The organism is Planctobacterium sp. AWM4_229, from assembly GCF_056160305.1.
In genome coordinates, this window is the sequence record NZ_JBSWWX010000003.1 from 565,149 (window position 1) to 585,476 (window position 20,328).

18 protein-coding genes are annotated in these 20,328 nt (G+C 45.2%); 8 read left to right on the plus strand and 10 right to left on the minus strand.

The window, feature by feature from the left end; all coding sequences use genetic code 11:
• Nucleotides 1–61 precede the first annotated feature (61 nt).
• A complete protein-coding gene (locus ACXAGP_RS09075) occupies nt 62–1,714 on the minus strand; it encodes an electron transfer flavoprotein-ubiquinone oxidoreductase (protein ID WP_475260884.1) in 1,653 nt (550 codons plus the stop codon).
• A gap of 241 nt (nt 1,715–1,955) precedes the next feature.
• Between ACXAGP_RS09075 and ACXAGP_RS09080 the strand changes: the two genes are divergently transcribed.
• A complete protein-coding gene (locus tag ACXAGP_RS09080; protein WP_475260886.1) occupies nt 1,956–2,705 on the plus strand; it encodes an electron transfer flavoprotein subunit beta/FixA family protein in 750 nt (249 codons plus the stop codon).
• Nucleotides 2,706–3,632 carry an electron transfer flavoprotein subunit alpha/FixB family protein gene (locus ACXAGP_RS09085; protein ID WP_475260888.1) on the plus strand — a complete coding sequence of 309 codons (927 nt, stop codon included), beginning with the start codon at nt 2,706–2,708 and terminating at the stop codon, nt 3,630–3,632.
• A gap of 69 nt (nt 3,633–3,701) precedes the next feature.
• On the opposite strand, the gene ACXAGP_RS09090 is transcribed toward ACXAGP_RS09085, so the two are convergent.
• The 3 genes from ACXAGP_RS09090 to ACXAGP_RS09100 all read right to left on the minus strand — a co-directional run bounded on the left by ACXAGP_RS09090 (nt 3,702) and on the right by ACXAGP_RS09100 (nt 6,467).
• Nucleotides 3,702–5,006 carry a DEAD/DEAH box helicase gene (locus ACXAGP_RS09090; RefSeq protein WP_475260889.1) on the minus strand — a complete coding sequence of 435 codons (1,305 nt, stop codon included), beginning with the start codon at nt 5,004–5,006 and terminating at the stop codon, nt 3,702–3,704.
• Between the two features lie 94 nt (nt 5,007–5,100).
• Nucleotides 5,101–5,757 carry a CoA transferase subunit B gene (locus ACXAGP_RS09095; RefSeq protein WP_475260890.1) on the minus strand — a complete coding sequence of 219 codons (657 nt, stop codon included), beginning with the start codon at nt 5,755–5,757 and terminating at the stop codon, nt 5,101–5,103.
• Nucleotides 5,758–5,759: 2 nt separating this feature from the next.
• Entirely contained in the window at nt 5,760–6,467 is a 708-nt protein-coding gene (locus ACXAGP_RS09100; RefSeq protein WP_475260891.1) for a CoA transferase subunit A, read from the minus strand.
• 98 nt (nt 6,468–6,565) lie between these two features.
• Here ACXAGP_RS09100 and ACXAGP_RS09105 point away from each other — a divergent pair, with 98 nt between their 5' ends.
• Complete coding sequence (locus ACXAGP_RS09105; RefSeq protein ID WP_475260892.1) at nt 6,566–7,462, plus strand: LysR family transcriptional regulator; 897 nt, start codon at nt 6,566–6,568, stop codon at nt 7,460–7,462.
• A 5-nt stretch (nt 7,463–7,467) separates the two neighbouring features.
• Here ACXAGP_RS09105 and ACXAGP_RS09110 read toward each other — a convergent pair whose 3' ends face one another.
• Together ACXAGP_RS09110 and ACXAGP_RS09115 are read right to left on the minus strand one after the other, a co-directional pair.
• The gene (locus ACXAGP_RS09110; protein WP_475260894.1) at nt 7,468–8,232 is read right to left on the minus strand and encodes a hypothetical protein; all 765 of its coding nucleotides are present in this window, start codon (nt 8,230–8,232) and stop codon (nt 7,468–7,470) included.
• A 306-nt stretch (nt 8,233–8,538) separates the two neighbouring features.
• Entirely contained in the window at nt 8,539–9,228 is a 690-nt protein-coding gene (locus ACXAGP_RS09115) for a sensor histidine kinase (protein WP_475260962.1), read from the minus strand.
• A gap of 208 nt (nt 9,229–9,436) precedes the next feature.
• Here ACXAGP_RS09115 and cysB point away from each other — a divergent pair, with 208 nt between their 5' ends.
• On the plus strand, nt 9,437–10,411 hold the full coding sequence (gene cysB / locus ACXAGP_RS09120; RefSeq protein WP_475260895.1) for an HTH-type transcriptional regulator CysB: 975 nt from the start codon (nt 9,437–9,439) through the stop codon (nt 10,409–10,411).
• 36 nt (nt 10,412–10,447) lie between these two features.
• On the opposite strand, the gene ACXAGP_RS09125 is transcribed toward cysB, so the two are convergent.
• From ACXAGP_RS09125 to pabB, 3 genes are all read right to left on the minus strand, one after another.
• Nucleotides 10,448–11,821: an L-serine ammonia-lyase gene (locus ACXAGP_RS09125; RefSeq protein WP_475260896.1), complete on the minus strand. Its 1,374-nt coding sequence runs from the start codon at nt 11,819–11,821 to the stop codon at nt 10,448–10,450.
• A 119-nt stretch (nt 11,822–11,940) separates the two neighbouring features.
• A complete protein-coding gene (locus ACXAGP_RS09130) occupies nt 11,941–12,507 on the minus strand; it encodes a CoA pyrophosphatase (protein WP_475260898.1) in 567 nt (188 codons plus the stop codon).
• A complete protein-coding gene (pabB, locus tag ACXAGP_RS09135) occupies nt 12,504–13,991 on the minus strand; it encodes an aminodeoxychorismate synthase component I (RefSeq protein WP_475260899.1) in 1,488 nt (495 codons plus the stop codon). The genes ACXAGP_RS09130 and pabB overlap by 4 nt, the downstream gene beginning before the upstream one ends.
• A 228-nt stretch (nt 13,992–14,219) precedes the next feature.
• Between pabB and ACXAGP_RS09140 the strand changes: the two genes are divergently transcribed.
• The 4 genes from ACXAGP_RS09140 to ACXAGP_RS09155 all read left to right on the plus strand — a co-directional run bounded on the left by ACXAGP_RS09140 (nt 14,220) and on the right by ACXAGP_RS09155 (nt 18,597).
• Nucleotides 14,220–15,746: a fumarate hydratase gene (locus ACXAGP_RS09140; protein WP_475260901.1), complete on the plus strand. Its 1,527-nt coding sequence runs from the start codon at nt 14,220–14,222 to the stop codon at nt 15,744–15,746.
• Between the two features lie 198 nt (nt 15,747–15,944).
• Nucleotides 15,945–17,432 carry a DNA recombination protein RmuC gene (locus ACXAGP_RS09145; protein WP_475260903.1) on the plus strand — a complete coding sequence of 496 codons (1,488 nt, stop codon included), beginning with the start codon at nt 15,945–15,947 and terminating at the stop codon, nt 17,430–17,432.
• Between the two features lie 80 nt (nt 17,433–17,512).
• Complete coding sequence (locus ACXAGP_RS09150) at nt 17,513–17,998, plus strand: cyclic nucleotide-binding domain-containing protein (protein WP_475260904.1); 486 nt, start codon at nt 17,513–17,515, stop codon at nt 17,996–17,998.
• Between the two features lie 80 nt (nt 17,999–18,078).
• On the plus strand, nt 18,079–18,597 hold the full coding sequence (locus ACXAGP_RS09155; protein ID WP_475260905.1) for a cyclic nucleotide-binding domain-containing protein: 519 nt from the start codon (nt 18,079–18,081) through the stop codon (nt 18,595–18,597).
• Here the strand turns inward: ACXAGP_RS09155 and ACXAGP_RS09160 are convergent.
• Nucleotides 18,594–20,291 carry a lipase family alpha/beta hydrolase gene (locus ACXAGP_RS09160; RefSeq protein ID WP_475260906.1) on the minus strand — a complete coding sequence of 566 codons (1,698 nt, stop codon included), beginning with the start codon at nt 20,289–20,291 and terminating at the stop codon, nt 18,594–18,596. The two genes, ACXAGP_RS09155 and ACXAGP_RS09160, sit on opposite strands and share 4 nt — an antisense overlap.
• Nucleotides 20,292–20,328 lie beyond the last annotated feature (37 nt).

A 20,328-nucleotide genomic window follows, 5' to 3' on the forward strand; every position in this document is an offset into this window, starting at 1 on the left:
GGCTTATTAATTGGTTTTTTAAAGCATGTAGATTTTTAGAGTCTTTGGTCTCCTGAATGCACTACATGTTAGGGTAGTTCGGTCCACCGGCACCCTCAGGGACCGTCCAGGTGATATTCTGTTGTGGTTCCTTAATGTCACAAGTTTTGCAATGTACGCAGTTTTGAGCATTGATCTGGAATTGTTTTTCTCCAGCTTCATTTTCAATAATTTCGTAGACTCCCGCGGGGCAATATCGCTGGGCGGGTTCATCAAACATTGGTAAGTTCGACTTGATAGGTAAGTCAGGGTTAGCCAATTTTAAATGGCAGGGCTGGTCTTCTTCATGATTAGTATTGGAAAGATACACTGAAGATAGCTTGTCAAAACTTAACTTGCCATCGGGCTTTTGATAGTCAATCGCTTTACTAGCGCTGGCTTCCTTGAGAGTCGTATGATCCGCTTTATCATCTTTTAACGTTGCAGGAAATTTCCCACCTAACCAGTTCTGCTCTAATGTATTGAAAGCGCCACCCAAGAAGGTTCCGTACTTGTGAATGGCAGGTCCAAAGTTACGGGATTTGTAAAGTTCCTCGTATAACCACGATGCTTCAAATCGCTGTTGGAAATCAGAGAGGTCTTTTCCTGCAGAATCAAAATCCTGTTTTAATGCTGCGAATATGGTTTCAGCAATCATGATGCCTGATTTCATGGCGGCGTGATTGCCTTTAATTTTGGAAAAGTTCAACGTTCCGGCATTACAGCCCGCCAGGAATCCCCCCGGGAAATGCATCTTGGGCAGTGAATTCAGACCGCCTTTGGCGATGGCTCTGGCGCCGTAACTTACACGCGTACCATTTTCCAAATATTGTTTGAATACCGGATGGTGTTTCATGCGCTGGAATTCATCAAATGGACTGAGATGCGGATTGTCATAACTCAGATCCACAATTAATCCCACTAACACTTGATTGTTTTCAGCGTGGTATAGGTAAGCACCACCTGAAGAGTCTGTCAGGGGCCAGCCAGCTGAATGAACCACCAAACCTTCCTGGTGATGTTCGGCAGGAATATCCCAAATTTCCTTGAAGCCTATTGCATAGTGTTGCGGTGATTTGCCTTCATCCAGCTGATACTTCTCAATAAGCTGCTTACCTAAATGACCGCGACAACCTTCTGCGAAGACGGTGTATTTCGCCCGCAACTCCATGCCCGGCATATAGGAGTCTTTTTCTTCACCCGAGGCGCTTATACCCATATCTCCGGTGATCACACCTGCAACACTGCCATCTTCATTGTATAAAATTTCAGAAGCGGCAAAGCCGGGAAATATTTCAACACCTAACTCTTCGGCTTGTTCTGCCAACCAGCGGCAAACATTACCCATGCTGACAATATAATTGCCTTCGTTGTGCATGGTCTTGGGAGTCATAAAGCCTGGAAGCTTTGTGGAAGAGGACTCGTTTTTTAGGTAATAAATATGATCTTCAGTGACTTTAGTCTTAATTGGGGCACCTTTATCGGCCCAATTCGGTATTAGCTCGTCCAGTGCCCGAGTTTCAAATACGGCACCTGAGAGTATATGCGCGCCTACTTCCGAGCCTTTTTCTACCACACATACCATGAGTTCTTGTTCAGCTTCTGCTGCTTGTTGCATTATTTTTATGGCAGTGGACAGACCCGCTGGTCCTGCGCCTACGATGACAACGTCAAATTCCATCGATTCGCGTTCCATTTTTCCTCCTCAGGGTTAAACTGTACCGCAGTATATTTTTCAAATCAGGTAAGAACTATAACTGCTGGTCTCAAAATGTGTACAAAATTTGCTGTTAACCGATTAATAAACTGTTAACAAGAAGTTGACGTTTACGTTAACAGTAAGTACATTTCGAATCCAATAATATTCGTGCTGATTTGTATCCTACAAGCGCGTGTCATAGTCTATACAGACGCGATAAAAATTAAACGAGGTCGAAATGAAAATACTTGTCCCGGTTAAACGTGTTATCGACTACAACGTCAAGGTCAGAGTAAAAGCTGACAATACCGGCGTTGATTTGAGTAACACTAAAATGTCTATCAACCCATTCTGTGAAATCGCAGTTGAAGAAGCTGTGCGTCTCCAGGAAAAAGGCATAGCCACTGAGGTAGTGGTGGTATCTATCGGTGATAAAAGCGTTCAGGAGACTATCCGTACAGCATTAGCATTGGGCGCTGACCGCGGTATTCAAATTGATACTGAAGAAAACCTTGATTCACTACAAGTGTCCAAGTTACTGGCTAAAGTGGTTGCTGAGGAAAACCCTGATCTGGTAATTCTGGGTAAACAAGCGATTGATTCTGATAACAATCAAACTGGGCAGATGTTGGCTGCGCTAACGGATATGCCTCAGGGTACCTTTGCTTCTGAGGTCAATGTGGCTGATGGAAAAGTTAGCGTTACCCGTGAGATTGACGGTGGTTTACAAACTGTTCAATTGACACTACCTGCAGTAGTTACTACGGATTTGCGTCTGAATGAGCCGCGTTATGCCAAGCTGCCCAACATTATGAAAGCCAAGCGCAAGCCTTTGGATGTTAAGCCTGCTGCTGACTTTGGTGTAGACTTAGCTTCCAAAGTTAAAGTGCTTAAAGTTACGCCTCCTGCTACTCGAGAGGGCGGTGTGAAAGTAGCAGATGTTGCTGAATTGGTTGAAAAGTTAAAAACTGAAGCGAAGGTGATTTAAATGACAGTATTAGTTTATGCCGAACACGATAACGTTCATCTGAAAGCTGAAACGGCAAAAATGATCACCGCTGCAAAGGCAATGGGTGACGACATTCACCTTTTGGTTGCGGGCGCTGATTGTGCTGCGATCGCTGCAGAAGCTGCAAAGTTAAGTGGCGTGAGTAAAGTTGTTCACGTTGACGATGCCGCTTACAAAGAACAGTTAGCTGAAAATGTCAGTGCCTTGGTGTTAAGTATGGCAAACGACTACAGCCATGTTGTTGCCGCTGCAACTACCACAGGTAAAAACTTCTTACCTCGCGTTGCTGCGCTGTTAGACGTTGCTCAAATTTCCGATATTATTGCGGTAGAGTCCGCAGATACCTTTGTACGTCCTATTTACGCCGGTAACGCTATTGCGACAGTGCAGTCTGAAGACGCTATTAAAGTTATCACTGTGCGTGCGTCAGCGTTTGATGCTGTTGCGTCAGAGGGTAGCGCAGAAGTCATTACTATTGCTGCATTGGCTGCTTCTGACAAAGCCAGCTTCGTTTCGCAAGAGCTCACCAAGTCTGAAAGACCAGAGTTAACCGCGGCTGAGGTGATTATTTCTGGTGGCCGAGGTATGCAAAATGGTGAAAACTTCGCGCTGTTAAATGGCATTGCTGATAAGTTAGGCGCTGCCATTGGTGCGTCACGTGCCGCTGTTGACGCCGGCTTTGTGCCCAACGATATGCAGGTAGGTCAGACGGGTAAAATCGTTGCACCACAGCTGTATATCGCTGTTGGTATTTCTGGTGCCATTCAGCACCTGGCCGGTATGAAAGACTCTAAAGTGATTGTTGCTATCAATAAAGACGAAGAAGCGCCTATTTTCCAGGTGGCTGATTATGGTCTTGTAGGTGATTTGTTTGAAGTGCTACCTGAGTTAGAAAAGTCGCTGTAAGCTGGCTTGAAAAACTAAAAAACCGGGAAGCTTCCCGGTTTTTTTGTGCTCGCAAAAACTGTTGTGACCTTATTTTTTCTTCTTAAAGGGCAGGTGACCCACTTCTTCCCCTGCAAGAGCATTAAACTTTTTCTTCTTGGCGGCTTTTTGCCAGGGAGACTCTTGCGTTTTCGCTTTGCTGTTTTGGTTTTTGACCGGATGCTGTGCCGCTTTGTCGGACAAACCTTTAAATTTGGCTTGCAAGCCTTCAACTTCTTTAAACGTTGGCGCTTCAGCAAGAAACTGCTTAAGTAAGATAAAGCTTTTCCAGTCCTTTTTACTCACCAAGGATATGGCTTGACCTTTAGCTCCGGCACGTCCGGTTCGCCCAACCCGGTGCACATACTCGGCAGCCTTAATAGGTAAGTCCATGTTGATTACCAGGCTTACGGAAGGAATATCAAGGCCCCTTGACGCCAGGTCAGTGGTAACCAGTACCTGTGCTTTATTGTTGGAAAAATCTGCCATGATTTGGTTGCGCTGGCTCTGTAGCATTTCTCCGTGTATTGCCAGACTGGAATAACCATCATCATTGAGCAGTGTCGCAATGCGGTCTGTATCGGCACGAGTGGCGGTAAACAGGATAATTTGACTACGAGTTTCAACCTGTTTTATGAAGTGCTTTACCAGCGCCTCTTTGTGTTCAATATGGTCGGCAAAATAAAAAGACTGCTCAATATCCGCATGCGCAATATGCTGATCGTCTAATGTTATTCTGTGAGGTGCTTTAAGCATCAACTCAGAGATCTGGGCCAAATCGGCATTGTCAAAAGTGGCAGAGAATAACAGGGTTTGTCTTTTTCTGTGGTTCGCCGCCTGGTCAATAATGGTCAGTTGGCTGCTAAAGCCTAGATCCAATATACGGTCAGCTTCATCTAAAATCAGTAGTTCTAATCCTTCAAGATAAAGACTCTTATCTTCTATGTGATCCGCAATACGGCCCGGTGTACCAATGACAAAGTCAGGGTAGCGCTTTAAAGATTTTACCTGATCATTGAAGTTTTCACCGCCGATCAAGAGTACCGGTTTACCGGCTTGTGGAGGCAATAGTTTTTTTAATTCAAACAATACCTGTTTGGCCAATTCTCGGGTTGGCGCAACGATTAATACTCTGGGGTCTTTTTTGCTTAACGCTTTTTCTTTGTATATGCGCTGAACCGCCGGGATTAGATAGGCAAGGGTTTTACCCGAGCCGGTTTTGGAAGACGCCAGGATATCTTTGCCCAATAGGGCGTGTGGAATGGCACTGGCCTGAATATCTGTCGCTGCTTCAAGATTCTGAATTTGAATGGACTTTAACAGGCGATGGTCCAGTGGTAATTCGCTAAATAACAAAGTAATAACTCAATAAAAGATTAATGAGCTAAATATATCACAATACGCAAATTAATGAGTGGACTAATCACGTTAGCCCACTCAGTCATGGGGATCAGAACTGCATTTCAGGGATATCACCCTCGGCTACGAGTTTACCCGCAGTTTTTTCTCTGATTTCATCCACCGAAACCCCCGGTGCGCGTTCTTTGAGGTGGAAAGCACCTTCGTGCACTTCCAATACCGCAAGGTCGGTAATGATGCGCGTGATGCAATTAACACCGGTTAAGGGCAGGGTACATGATTCCAGCAGCTTGGACTCGCCTTTTTTGTTGGCATGAGTCATGGTGACGATAATATTTTTAGCACCAGCCACCAGGTCCATCGCACCGCCCATGCCTTTGACCAATTTGCCAGGGATCATCCAGGAGGCGATATTGCCATTAACATCTACTTCAAACGCACCTAAAACGGTGATGTCTACATGACCACCACGGATCATGGCAAAGCTTTCGGCAGAATTAAAAATAGAGGCACCAGTGATCGCTGTAACGGTTTCCTTACCGGCATTGATCATGTCGGCATCCACTTGCTCTTCACTGGGATAAGGACCCATACCCAACAACCCGTTTTCGGATTGCAGCATTACTTCAATATCGTCAGGCACAAAGTTGGCTGCCAGTGTTGGGATTCCAATGCCCAGATTTACGTAATCTCCATCTTTAAATTCTTTTGCCACACGCATAGCAATTTGATCTCTTGATAATGCCATTGTTATTGCTCCTGACTGCGAGTTACACGACGTTCGATACGTTTTTCAAAGCTACCCTTGATAACGCGGTTAACGAAAATTCCTGGTGTATGAATCTCGGTGGGAGGGATTTCGCCCGGCTCAACGATTTCTTCCACTTCCACAACCGTGATTTTACCTGCTGTGGCAGCCATCGGATTGAAGTTCATCGCGGTATCACGATATACGCAGTTACCGTAGCGATCCGCCTTCCAGGCTTTGACGATGGCAAAATCGCCAGTGATGGATTCTTCCAATACATAACCGCGGCCGGCGAATTCGCGGGTCTCTTTGCCTTCTGCTACGGGAGTACCAAAACCTGTGGCTGTGTAAAAAGCCGGAATGCCTGCACCGCCTGCGCGCATTTTTTCTGCTAGCGTGCCTTGCGGGGTAAGTTCAACCTCCAATTCACCGGCCAGTAATTGTTTTTCAAACAAAGCGTTTTCACCCACATAGGAACTCACCATTTTTTTAATTTGGCGGTCTTCAAGGAGAATGCCTAGACCAAAACCATCAACACCACAGTTGTTTGATACAACGGTTAAACCGCTCACACCTGATTTTTTGATTTGTGCAATAGAGCCTTCTGGAATGCCGCACAACCCAAAGCCACCCGCGATGATTGTCATGTTATCTTTCAGGCCATCCAACGCTTCTTCGAAGCTGGACACCACTTTATCAAAACCTGCCATTTGAGTTCCTGAGTTAACAAAATGTTAATGCAGTATCGTTGACATAATTTAATTTGTAAAATTTAATATATTAAACAACTGATTTAAATATTTAATATATGAATGTCACTTTAAAGCAACTTAAAGCCTTTGTTGAATTGGCTGGCAGTAAAAGTTACGCCACGGCTTCTGAACGTCTGAATTTGAGTCAGCCAGCGCTGAGTATTTGTATCAAAAACCTTGAGGCTGAAGTCGGGGGTACGCTTTTTAGCCGCACCACCCGTAGCGTCGAATTAACGCCTGAAGGTGACGCTTTTTTTCCAAAAGCGCGTAAACTCCTGCTGGACTGGTTCGATACGTTCGAGGCAGTGAATGAAATGTTTACTTTGCAGCAAGGGCGGATCACGGTTTCTGTCATGCCTTCATTCGCCTCATCTTTATTGCCACCGGTGCTGAAGCAATACAATCAACAATACCCCAATATCCGCATTGATGTAGTTGATGTGGTTATGGAGTCCGTTATTGCCTCGGTGGAAAAAGGCGAGGCCGAGCTAGGCATCGTTTTCGAACCGGATAAGTTGGTGGAATTAGAGTTTATTCCGCTATTGCAAAACGACTTTGTCGCTGTCATGCACCCGGAGCACTCATTAGCTGATAAGACAAGCCTGACAATAGCTGAGTTCGCGGGACACCCTATGGTGATGATGAACCGTGGCTCGTCTCTTAGGTTATGGCTGGAAGAAGTTTTTCAAGATCAGTCTATAGCGCCATCCATTGCAGCTGAAGCATGGCAATTGGATACCTTAGGTGAAATGGTAAAAGTTAATTTGGGACTGTCTATTGTACCTGGGTTGTGCAAAACACAAATGTTGAGAAAAGACTTAATTTGCGTGCCCGTTGTTGACAGCGGGTTAGTACGTAAAGTTGGGATAATTCAACGCACTGATGCCAGTTTGTCGGCATCAGCCAAGGCGCTACGGCAACTGTTGCTGACTATGTTGCACGCGGAGCAATAATAAAACTACCACTTTTTCTTGGGGGCAAACAACTCGTCTAACTCGTCTCGTTCTTGCTCTGCGCGCTTCGCTCTGTCCTCAGCGTTAGCTTTGGTTAGAGATTCTTGAATATTCATTAGTTTCTCATTAATTCTGGCTGTTTGACCACGGGTGTAGTCATCTTGATTGGGAAAGGCATTGAGGGCTGCCACTGCTTTCTCAAGGTATTGACGTGCCGACCCCATCATGCCGGCGTTCATAGCGGCATTGGCTCTGCGACTCAAGGTTTCAATATTCACTCTGAGTTGTAGCTTATCCAAGCGTTTATCTTCTGTGGCAAAAGCTTGGGTATCTACTTTGCCTCTACCATGCTCAGCACGTAACAATGCGCGTTGCTTTTTCAGGCACTGGATAAAGACAATAATTTGTTTGTCAGAGTCGGGCAGTTGAATAAGATCATCACCTTGCCCATTGTCTAAAGTGATATCCTTAACACGCTGTTCTGCGTCTCTAACCCGCTGTTTTAATCCGGGTTGTTTTGGGTCCATCTCGTACATCACTTTTAAGGCGCCTAAAACCCGCTTTTGTAGTATTTGCAAGAGTTGTGGAGAAGTGGGGATGTTAGCTGAAGCCATGATGACGTCTTCTGTTTCATCCAGAATATTCTTCTGCTTGGCGATTTCGACTCTGCGCTCAGACTCAATTTTTTCTTTGTGCTGCTGAATAGCATTGATCATGATCGCTATTACCAGCAACGCAACAATTAAAACGATAACAATAGTAAACATCATGCGCTGAAGTTGCCTTTTTTGATTTTAATTCTTAACCGCAAGCTATCTTAAACTTTTTCACTCTAACAGAGATATAACACATTATTCGCTGTTGTGCTTGGGTAAGCCCTTAGCAATGAGTTAACCCCAAATATCTCAATACTTTACATGCACTGCAACAAACCTTGCAAGTTAATCTATATCATCCCGACAAAATTCACGTATGAAATTCACGATCAGCTGCGCCAGAGATAAATGCGTAAAAGTGACGGTCATATTGCGAGAGTCTCTGAGGAATACTAAACAGGTCGGTAAAAACAAGCAGCTTCATGGAAGTCGTAAAGTAAATACGCCTCCACCTAAGCGTCCGCCATTGGCAAGTTCTATGGTGCCTTTTTTATCATCTGTAATGTGGGCTTCTGCAATTAGCCGCGCAAAAAACAAACCAAGTCCTGTTCTACCAGTACTGATATCCAATTGACTGATCTCAGCTTTGGTGATGTCCAGCATTTTGTCAGGGTAACCCGGACCGTCGTCTTCAATGACTATTTCAAGCATGTTGTTGACATCATGGGCACTGATGAGCAGCTTGTGTTTACCATATCGGATAGCGTTGACTATTACATCACTGATCAATACATTGACTAGATCCTGGTCAAAATACCAGTGCAGGTCTTCTTCTTGTTCAATGGTTAAATCGATTCCCCTGGTATTGATATGATTTTGATTGTAGGCCACCACATCATCAATAAAATCATCGAGGTAATGCTCATCTATATTTAACGGCAGGTTGTCCAGTTGCGTGCGGTACAGAGACAATAACTGGATGAGTCCTGTGTTAAGGCGAGCGGCCTGGTAATGTATGGATGCGGCCTCTTCAATCCCCACGCCGTGCTCACGCAACGTGCTTTCCAGCTCTTCTATAGACTGGATCATCAATGACAGTGAATTTTTCATGTCATGTACGGCGGCTGCCAACACTGAAGAAAAATCAATTTTGTCTTTTCGCTGTTTCACAGGCTTCAACTCGGGATCTTGCGGATAGGGTCTTATCAAATCAGAAAATCTAAACTACAACAATAGCTTATTAGTGAAAAAATGGGGTTTTGTGAACCCTGACTCAGATCTTTTTTACTAATTTTTCTAAAATTTTATGGAATTAATGTCGCCATAGGTATATATATTTTGCATATAGCAAATTAATAAAAGGTAGGTCGCCCTCCTCATGAAACTACAGCAGCTTCGTTATATTGTTGAAGTATTGAACAATAATCTCAATGTCTCCGCAACCGCAGAAAGTCTCTACACAAGCCAGCCTGGCATCAGTAAACAAGTTCGAATGCTTGAGGATGAGCTGGGGGTTCAGATCTTTGGTAGAAGCGGCAAGCACCTGACGCATGTAACTGAAGCTGGTAATGACATCATTAATATTGCCCGAGAAATTCTGGCCAAAGTTGAAAGCATTAAATCTGTTGCCAGAGAGCACAACTTACCAGACCAAGGTAAGCTAAATATAGCTACAACTCATACTCAGGCGCGTTACGCGTTACCTGATGTCATTAAGGGATTCATGAAGAAGTTTCCACGAGTAAGCCTGCACATGCATCAAGGTACGCCTTCGCAAATAAGTGATCTGGCGGCAAAAGGAGAAGCTGATTTTGCCATCGCCACCGAAGCACTGCATTTGTACAACGACCTTGTGATGTTGCCTTGTTATCACTGGAATCGCAGTATAATAGTGAATCAGGAACATCCCTTAGCGAAAAAAGAAACCATCAGAATTGAAGATATTGCGCAATATCCGCTGGTGACCTATGTATTTGGTTTTACTGGCCGTTCCGAGCTGGATGAAGCCTTCAGTCGTGCAGGCTTAGAACCAAAAATTGTGTTTACCGCCACCGATGCTGATGTCATTAAAACCTATGTCAGATTAGGTGTTGGCATTGGTGTGATTGCTTCGATGGCGATTGACGAAAACCTGGATACCGATCTGGTGAAAATCGACGCCAGTCACCTATTTAACTACAGCACCACAAAAATTGGTTTCCGCAAAGGCTCATTTTTGCGCGGTTATATGTATGACTTTATCGAGCGTTTTGCGCCGCACTTAACCAAAGATGTGGTTGAGCGTGCAATGATGCAGAAGAGTAATGATGATATCGAGCGCATGTTTAAGGATTTGACGCTGCCGGTTCGTTGAAGCTGTTGTCCGGCCGAGGCCGGACAAACAACAGCGTTAACACTCGACAATATTCACTGCCAAACCGCCTCGTGCGGTTTCTTTGTATTTGGACTTCATATCATTACCCGTGTCCCACATGGTTTTAATGACTTTATCTAAGGTGACTTTCTGAACGCCTGTACCACGTAGGGCGAGACGAGAGGCATTGATGGCCTTTACCGCGCCCATGGCATTGCGCTCGATACAGGGCACTTGTACCAGCCCTCCTACCGGATCGCAGGTTAGGCCAAGGTTGTGTTCCATCCCAATTTCCGCGGCGTTTTCAACTGCTGCTACAGAGCCTCCTATGATTTCCGTGAGCGCACCTGCAGCCATAGAGCAGGCAACGCCAACTTCTCCCTGACAGCCAACTTCGGCACCGGAAATAGAGGCGTTTTTCTTATACAGAATGCCAATAGCAGCAGCGGTTAACAGGTAACGGTAAGCCGTGTCTTTATCCACTTTTTGTACAAACTTGTCGTAATAACTTAGTACGGCTGGAATGATGCCCGCTGCGCCATTAGTAGGTGCGGTAACTACCTTACCGCCAGCGGCATTTTCTTCATTTACCGCCAGGGCAAACAGGTTCACCCAGTCCATGGCCAGCATCGGATCCTGACTGTGCTCACACTTTAAACGTCGGTAAAGGCCTGGCGCTCTTCGGGTGACTTTAAGTCCTCCCGGCAGAATGCCTTCGGTTTCGATACCGCGTTTAATACAAGCCTGCATTACTTGCCAGATATCCCAAAGCTTATCGATAATCACTTGTTTTGGTTGAAACACTTTTTCGTTTTCCAACATCAAGGCACTGATACTCAGCCCGTGATCACGGCATTTTTGCAAAAGTTCAGCAGCGCTATCAAAGTTGTAGGGCACTTCCTGTTCCGCATGCTGCAAAGCTGTTACTTTTTCTTTCTCAAAGTCCTGCTCTTTGATAATAAATCCGCCGCCAATGGAATAATAAGACTGGCTAAACAGGACGGTATCACCTTGCATGGCGTGAAAGGTCATGCCATTGGCGTGCAGCTCTAAGGTTTTACGGCGGTGAAATACGATGGCATCTTTTCTTGGAAAAGCGGTGACTTTGTCGCCATCCAGCAATAGCTTTTGACTGGAGTCTACTTCTGCCAGCATGGCATCGACGTTGTCTACATTTATGGTTTCTGGTAGTTCTCCCAGAAGACCTAAAATGACCGCTTTGCCGGTACCGTGGCCTTTCCCCGTTTGCCCTAATGAGCCAAACAATTCGGTAACCACCGCATCAGTTTGCTCAAAAAAGCCTTTTGCTTTTAAAAGCTGATTAAAATCTTTAGCGGCTCGCATTGGGCCGACGGTATGGGAACTGGAGGGGCCAATTCCAATACTGAACATATCAAATACACTAATCATGTGTTTCTCGTAGGGATTTTATTATTTTTTACTTGTTAGACATTGTCTGATGAATTGCATACAAAGCAAAGAGCCTGGCAGGTCTTACCAGCGAAAAACTGTAAAGGTCCAGACACGCTTTATACTAGATGTCGAGATAAGGCCTTAATAAACGCCGCAGTGGCACCCCAAATCATCTGCCCTTGCCAGGGAATAAAATAAACGGGGTAGGTGCTACCATGCCGTTTTACCTGGTGAGTCAGGTGATTTCCCGGATTAATGGCTTCAGCCAATGGAATTTCAAAAACATCGTCTACTTCATCTGGGTTGAGTTGTAATTGAAATTCAGGCTCCACGATACTGATAAAGGGAGTGACCTCATAACGAGAAATGGTGCGAAATACGGGTAATTGGCCGATAATTTCTACCTTGTCTCTACCTAAACCAATCTCTTCTTCGGTTTCTCTGAGGGCTGTATCTTTCAGGTGTTTATCGCTTTCGTCAAAGCGTCCACCGGGGAAACTTACCTGTCCTGCGTGATGTTTGAGCTTATCCGAGCGGCGTGTCAGTAGCAGAGTGAGCTGCTCTCTTTTTACCAGGGGCAACAATACCGCGGCGGCCTTGCCCTTTTGTCTCAAAGGATAATCTGGTTCAGGTTGCACGTTTCGAGCGTGGTAAAATCGATGATTGAACTCCGTTAAATTCATGATTTACGCTTCCTGAAGCCAGTTAATACCGGAAGGATTTTGTTCACCTTGTGAAATGTTTCCTCATACTCTGCCTGATCTACCGAGTCGGCGACAATACCGCCACCTGCCCAGCAAAACACTTTCTGGTTTTCAAATAGCAAAGTACGAATGCAGATGCTGCTATCAAAATCGCCATTGACGCCATAAACAAAGATACTGCCACAGTAGATATTGCGCCTGTGAGGCTCAAGTTCATCAATGATTTCCATGGCCCTGATTTTTGGCGCCCCTGTTATTGAACCGCCAGGAAAAGCATCTTGCAATAAACGAAAAGGATGGCTGGCTGGTTTGAGTTTAGCCTGAATTGTACTCACCAGATGATGCACGGCATTGAAGCTTTCAATCTCAAATAATCCGGTTACGTCAACGCTGTGAGGCTGGGCATTTTTGCTGATGTCGTTGCGCAGTAAGTCCACAATCATTAGATTTTCTGACTGGTCTTTTTCAGAATTAATTAAGGCATCTTTGGATGCTTTATCTTCTTCTGCATCGCTAAACCTGGGTCTTGTGCCTTTAATAGGCTTGGTTTCAATTAAGCCATCTCGAACTGATAAAAAGCGCTCTGGAGAACAGCTTACAATACAGCTTTTATTAGTGCGTAAAAAAGCTGAAAATGGCGCCTGGTTGGCTTCGCTGAGCGCCTGAAATGCTTGCCACTCACAGCCATGGTATCTTGCTTCAAAACGCTGAGCCAGGTTAACCTGGTAGCAGTCGCCTGAGAGTAGATATTCGTGAATGGCGTGTAACTTGTCCTTGTACTCTTGCTCCGACATGTTGCTTTGCCAGTCCGAGGTGAGTTTAAAGTTAATCGGTTCAGCTTTGGATTTTTCAGCTGCTGCAAAATAGTGCTTACCCGCTGAGGGGATGGTTACTTCTGTGAATCCAGGGTGCGAGTATAAATCACTGTAACACAACCAACATTCTTTCGTTTGCTGGTTTTGTAACAGGCTCCAACCATAATAGCTGATACTAAATGCAGGAGTCTGATATTCGTCTTTGGCCTGTAGCGGTAAGTCTTCCAAAAAGCGCCCATAGTCGTAACCAGCGAAACCCATAGCGCCACACTGAAATGGTAAAGCAGGATTCGGCGTTTTGTGATCCGCAAACAGTGCTTGTTGCACCTGCTGTGCCCGTTCGAATATGTCAGGGCCTGATAAGGGATTGTTTTGTAACTCTGCTACCACATTAGACAGGCGTTTTTGGGCGGCATCATTTAACTCATACTCACCATCATCAAACGCGGTTATGTTAACTTTGCCGTTAGCAAATAATTCCAGGGTTAACAGAGGAAATCCACTGGCAATGTGAAACTGAGCATTTTCGTGACTGGATTCGCCTGAATGCAGCAGCATGGTGCCGGGAAGGTGCTGCAGATCGCCAAACCAGTCTTCGAGCGATGTAAAAGATTCCAGTGAAAATGGCTGTGTTATAACGTGATACATGAAAAACTGCAGGTAATTAAAGACAGAAAGTTGCTGTAAATTAGCGGCGCAGGTTATCATAAAACCCGATTTTCTACCTTAAATTATATTACTCTTGTGGAATTTTCAGTTCGCATATACAAAAGCGCTCGCAGAAACACACATTTAAGTTAGACTTCTTAGCATCGATGGCACAGGTGGCAGAAAAGCAACTCGTTGCCAAAAATCAAATATTCAAATGAGGTAATCATGGCCGTTATCCGTCAGCAAGACTTTATCGATAGCATTCAGGACGCGCTGCAGTTCATTTCCTATTATCATCCCCTTGACTATGTAAAAGCCGTTGAACAGGCGTATCTGAAAGAAGAAAGTCAGGCCGCAAAAGATGCAATGGCGCAAATCCTTATCAACTCCCGCATGTCTGCAGAAGGCAAGCGTCCAATCTGTCAGGATACGGGCATCGTAACCTGTTTCGTTAAAGTCGGTATGGGCGTTTCATGGGATAAAACTGACATGACAGTGCAGGAAATGGTGGATGAGGGCACACGCAGAGCCTATATGGACCCGTCCAACCCTTTACGCGCTTCTATCGTTGCTGATCCCGCTGGTGCTCGTAAAAACACTAAAGACAACACGCCAGCTGTGGTTCACATGGACATGGTGGCTGGCGATAAAATTGAAGTCATGATTGCCGCAAAAGGTGGCGGCTCAGAAAATAAATCCAAAATGGTGATGCTCAACCCCAGCGACGACATTGCCGATTGGGTGGTTAAAACCTTGCCCACCATGGGCGCTGGCTGGTGTCCACCTGGTATGTTGGGTATTGGCATTGGTGGTACTGCAGAAAAAGCTGCGGTACTGGCCAAAGAGAGTTTAATGGATCCGGTGGATATTCAGGAGTTAATGGAACGCGGTGCAGAAACCACCGAAGAAAAACTGCGTCTGGAGATTTTTGACCGGGTTAACAAGCTGGGAATTGGTGCTCAAGGTTTGGGCGGTTTAACCACGGTGGTGGATATTAAAATCAAATCCATGCCCACGCACGCTGCTTCAAAACCGGTTGCCATGATCCCCAATTGTGCCGCCACGCGTCACGCGCATTTTTATCTGGATGGTTCTGGCCCGGCAGAGTTAAAAGCGCCAAAATTGGAAGATTGGCCGGAAGTGACTTGGGAAGTGGGAGCCAATACCCGCCGCGTTAATCTGGATGAGTTAACTAAAGAATCCATCCAGGAATGGAAAATGGGTGAAACCGTGCTGTTATCAGGCAAATTGTTAACTGGTCGCGATGCAGCTCACAAGCGCATCCAAAGCATGATAGAAAGCGGTGAGGGGCTGCCAGAAGGCGTTGATTTTACCAATCGCTTTATTTATTACGTGGGTCCAGTGGACGCCGTAGGTGACGAAGCAGTAGGTCCTGCAGGTCCAACAACAGCCACCCGCATGGATAAATTCACTGATATGATGCTGGAGCAAACCGGGCTTATCGGTATGATCGGTAAGGCCGAGCGCGGTCCTGCTACGGTGGACAGTATTGCCAAAAATAACTCGGTGTATCTAATGGCGGTAGGCGGAGCAGCTTATCTGGTGTCTAAAGCCATTAAGAAAGCCCGTGTGGTGGCCTTCGAAGATTTAGGGATGGAAGCCATCTATGAATTTGAAGTGGAAGATATGCCAGTTACAGTCGCCGTGGATAGTAGCGGTAGTAATGCCCATGCTGATGGCCCGGCCATCTGGAAAGCAAAAATCGCTGACCTGGATAAAGCCCTTAGCTAGTAAAGTGTCTGCTTAGCTAAATAGAGAAGCCCTTAGCTAGTAAAGTGTCTACTTAGCTAATAGGGAAGCTCTTTGCTAATAGAGAAACTCTTAGCTAATTAAAATTCAGGAATAGTTTAAAAGGCTGGTTGCTTTTGCTGCCAGCCTTTTTTATAACGGTCAAAACAACTCGATTGTCATTCGTTACAAAGGATTAATATGGTCAAAGACCCGCTAGTATGGACGATTCTCGCTGCACTGGTTTCAGCAGTATTGGTATTTGTGATCTTAAAGTTACGCTATAACGCACAGCTGTCACTGGCCCATCAGGCGCAGTCTACCCATCAGTTGCAACTGCAAACACTGCAAGAACAGGTGGCCTTTTTAAAGCAACAAGAGCAATCCAGCCGCGAACAACTTACCCAGGCTAAAGTTCAAAATGAACAACTAAACCGACAATTGATTGAACAGTCGGAGGCACTGGGGCAATTCAAAATGCGCAATGCCAGAATGGAGCAGCAGTTGCAGCAATTAACCGCTATTGAGGAAGAGAACGAAGAACTGGAAGAACAGCTGGATAATTTGAAGCACAGTTTTTCCGAAACCCGTAATCAATTAGAAGCAGAAAAAACCGCACGAGAGCATGAGAATAAAGCCGCTCAGGAAAAGTTGGATATTCTTAAAAACGCCGAACAACAATTGCAAAAACAATTTGAAAACCTTGCCAATCAGATTTTTAAAACCCATTCCAATGAATTTGAAAAGAGCAGTCAGCAAAAACTAGCGCTGTTACTGGACCCGTTAAAACAACAAATTGAGGGCTTTCGCTCTCAAGTCAGTCAGCAAGCGATTCGCGAAGGTCAGGAGCGCGCCTCCCTTAAAACTGAAATCATCAATCTGCAGCAACTAAATAAAAAAATCACCGAAGAAGCTTCTGCTTTAACCCGAGCCCTGAAAGGTGACAATAAGAAACAGGGTAATTGGGGCGAAATGGTGTTGCAAAAAATCCTCGAGGAAAGTGGCCTGAGGGAAGGGCATGAGTACGATACTCAAGTGAGCAAACGCCGCGAAGATGGCAAGTTGTTGCAGCCAGATATTCTTGTGCATCTGCCAGAACAAAAGGAAGTAATTATTGACTCGAAGGTATCACTAAACGCCTATGAGCGCTTTTACAATGCCAATAGTGAAATTGAGCAAACCAGGCACTTAAAAGAGCATATCCTCTCAGTGAAAACTCATATCAAAGAGCTGGGGCGCAAGGAGTATCATGAGCTGCTGGGGGATAAAAGTCTGGAGTATGTTCTGATGTTTATCCCGGTAGAAGGGGCCTTTATGTTGGCTCTGGATGAGTCTCCGGAATTAGTAAAACTGGCCATGGACAATAATGTTTTACTGGTTAGTCCAACCAACTTATTAGTGGCGCTGCGCACTATTCACAATATCTGGCAATATGAATATCAAAATCAAAATGCGCGAGAAATTGCCAAAAAAGCCGCCGACTTATACGATAAGTTTTACGGTTTTGTAGTGGACATGGAAAAGCTAGGCGATGCGATTAATACCGTGCAAAAACGCTTCTCTGATGCCAACAGTAAATTGTACGAAGGCCGTGGCAACCTGGTTAAAAAAGCGGAAGAGTTTCAGGCTCTAGGCGTGCAACCCTCGAAAAAACTCACCGAAACCATACTGAAAAACGCCGATATGTGAGCTGCTTCACAAAACTCACTCTCCGGTGTTTGTTAACGTCACCCGATAACCTCTTTAGAGAATCAAATATCGGGTGTTGTATGGATAATGCGAAGTTATTGGAGATCCTGGGCAGGATCACCTTGTTTAAAGAGCTGGATGATAAAGAGCGCAAGCTCATATTGACCATGCCCAAGGCGTTTGAGGTGTTTTCTGCAGGTGAAGCGATAGTGCGTGAAGGTGAGCGCGAGGACTGCTTTTATATCTTACTTACCGGTATCGCTAATGTTTATGTCAATGGTCAGGAACTGGCAACGCTGCTGCCGCCGCAATTTGTCGGTGAAGTAGGCTTTATCTGCAATGAGCCGCGCATTGCCACGGTAGTGGCTAAAGAGCAAGTTATGGCCATGCGCATTGATTCTGAGGGTTTTGCCAAGCTTCCCGGCTCTATCCGAGAGCGCATTAAAGATAAAATCATTGCTGGCCTGGTGGCGCGCTTAAAAGAGGGTAACCAGTCTTTAACTCTGCTCAAGAGTCGTCCTAAATTTAATGCGCAGTTAAATGCCGGGTTACAAAGAGTGAATTGAATTTCCACTAGGCACAATCATTCAGGTAGCCTACAATCAGGATAAGCACATGGTTTAGGTAGCTGAATACACACGCGTTTATGAATAACTTAAAGTTAATGGAAATACTCTCAAGAGTTCCTTTATTCAAGGATTTGCAACCTATTGAGCGGGAGTCTGTGCTTAAGATGCGTGCGGTATTTACCCCCATCAGAGCCAAAGAAGTATTTATCAAAGAAGGCGCTCATGAGCCTTGGTTCTATATCATACTTGCCGGAAAAGCCATAGTGACCCATCGTGGGCGCAATATTGGTAGTTTGGTACCCGGGCAGTTTATTGGTGAAGTGGGCTTTATCTGTAAAGAGCCACGTTCCGCTTCAGTAATGGCGCAAGACGAAATGGTGGTGATGAAAATCGACTATGAAGCGTTTCGCAAAATACCGGTGCGCATTCGAGAATCTATCAAAGACAAAATAATCTCTGGTTTGGTTGATAGAACTTTGCAGCTCAACGAAACGGTGTATAAGAAAGACGAAGAGATAGACAAGCTGAAAACGCGGATCGCCGACTACGAAGCTGAAGCAGAGAACCGTTTACCCGGTCGAAAAAGAAATCGCTAGAGTAAATGGGATTTATCAATTTGGCTTCTTAACTGGCGCAGAATAAAGTCGATGGCTTCATCATTGTTAAATGAGTCGTGCTGGCTAGCTACAATAATTTCTTCTTTAACCCCCCCTTTTTTAGTGGCGCTTGTCCAGGCGACAACGCCATCGGATATCTGGCTGCAATCTCCATCAGGACAGGATAAATCACCATCAGAGCCAACAATAGAGAAGGTATTCTCGGGCAACTGAAATTCATTTAAGGCGTTCATCATGGGGTGATTGGGGCGCAACACTTCGATACTGTTTGGACCATGTGTCGCCAGAAAGGGCCGCATTGGTGGCGTAATGACTTCTACGCCAAACTGCTCAATCAAGTCGGCAAACATATTAGTAAAACGTTTTGGCAGGTTGATTAAGCCTGCACCCAAACGACCAATCCAACTGCTGGCAAGTTCACTGCCTCTGTGAGGTGTATCCAAGAAAAACAGCTGATTGACGGGAACGGGTGGCTTAAAAATAAAAATATCCAGCATCCCAGGATTTTTTGTCAAAGCATCCTGCATGTATTCTGGCGGTTTGGAGAATACCGTGTTCCACAGGACACCCTGAGTCTCTATGGCAAAGGTTTTAGCAATAATACCGCCCATGCTATGGCCTATGACATGCATTTGTTGCCGGGCGATATCATTTTCAGCGAAACGCCCCATGATCATGGTCATCTTCTTACGCAGACGCATGGCGTTATAAAACGGTGGTGGTCCGGAAGGGTAAAAGGCATGCCATACCTGATAGCGGGAATTTAGTTGTTCATCATTGATGATGGCCATTGTCATTTTGCGCCAGATTAATGGGCTGGAATTAAGACCATGGATCATAAATATGGGAATTCGGTCAGGAGAAAACTCCTGTAGGGCAAAAATGCCAAAGCGATGGTCGGCGCTTTCTGCTTTGAGCAGCCCGGTGATGGAAGAGTCATCAATATTGGCTTTGTTTAGTAAGGTTAAAAACGGTGAACCGGGTGAATAGGCTAGCTTTACGCCTGAGTCCAATAATCGCGTGTTGTGACTCATGCGCTTGCCATGAATGCGTATTTGCAGGGGCTTGCCTTGATCAACAACTTCTTCCACGTAGAAGGTAAAAGGGCGGTAAACACCCTCCAATGGATATTCTTGATCATCAATATTATAAGAATTGGCCCGGAATCCCGAAGCGGTAATACCAACACCTTGAAAGGTCTGAGGTTGCAACCAGGGTTCTTTGGCCTGCATTTGTCGCGTAAAGTTAAACTCAGTAAACGTCTGCCCGAGCCGATCTAAATCAATATTCAGAGAAATATTAGGGTGCTGGTTAAGAAAGTCCATTGGGGCACTGGACAATAACCCAATTAGACTGTCGTTATAGTGTTGTTGAGTTGCAACTGAGATGTCTGAAGGGGCAAGCTCGATAAGGCGCTGACAGGCAATGATTCGAACGATGAGGTGCTGAATATTGCTTGCGTCGCTACAGATCTGCTTTAGTTCAGCAGTATCTTTTGACTGAGTGTTGTTTATTGCCGCTATCTGTTGGGGATTGAGTGCGGTTGGTAAATTATTGTTTTGATGATGAGAATGCCACTGGATAAAACGATTTGTACTGCAGGCGGATAGCAGCACACTGATTAAAACAATAAAAATACTATGTTTGTTTATTATTTTGTTGAGCAGTAACACTGTCAGGGCATCTCAGCGAATGGATGCCCTGAGTGTA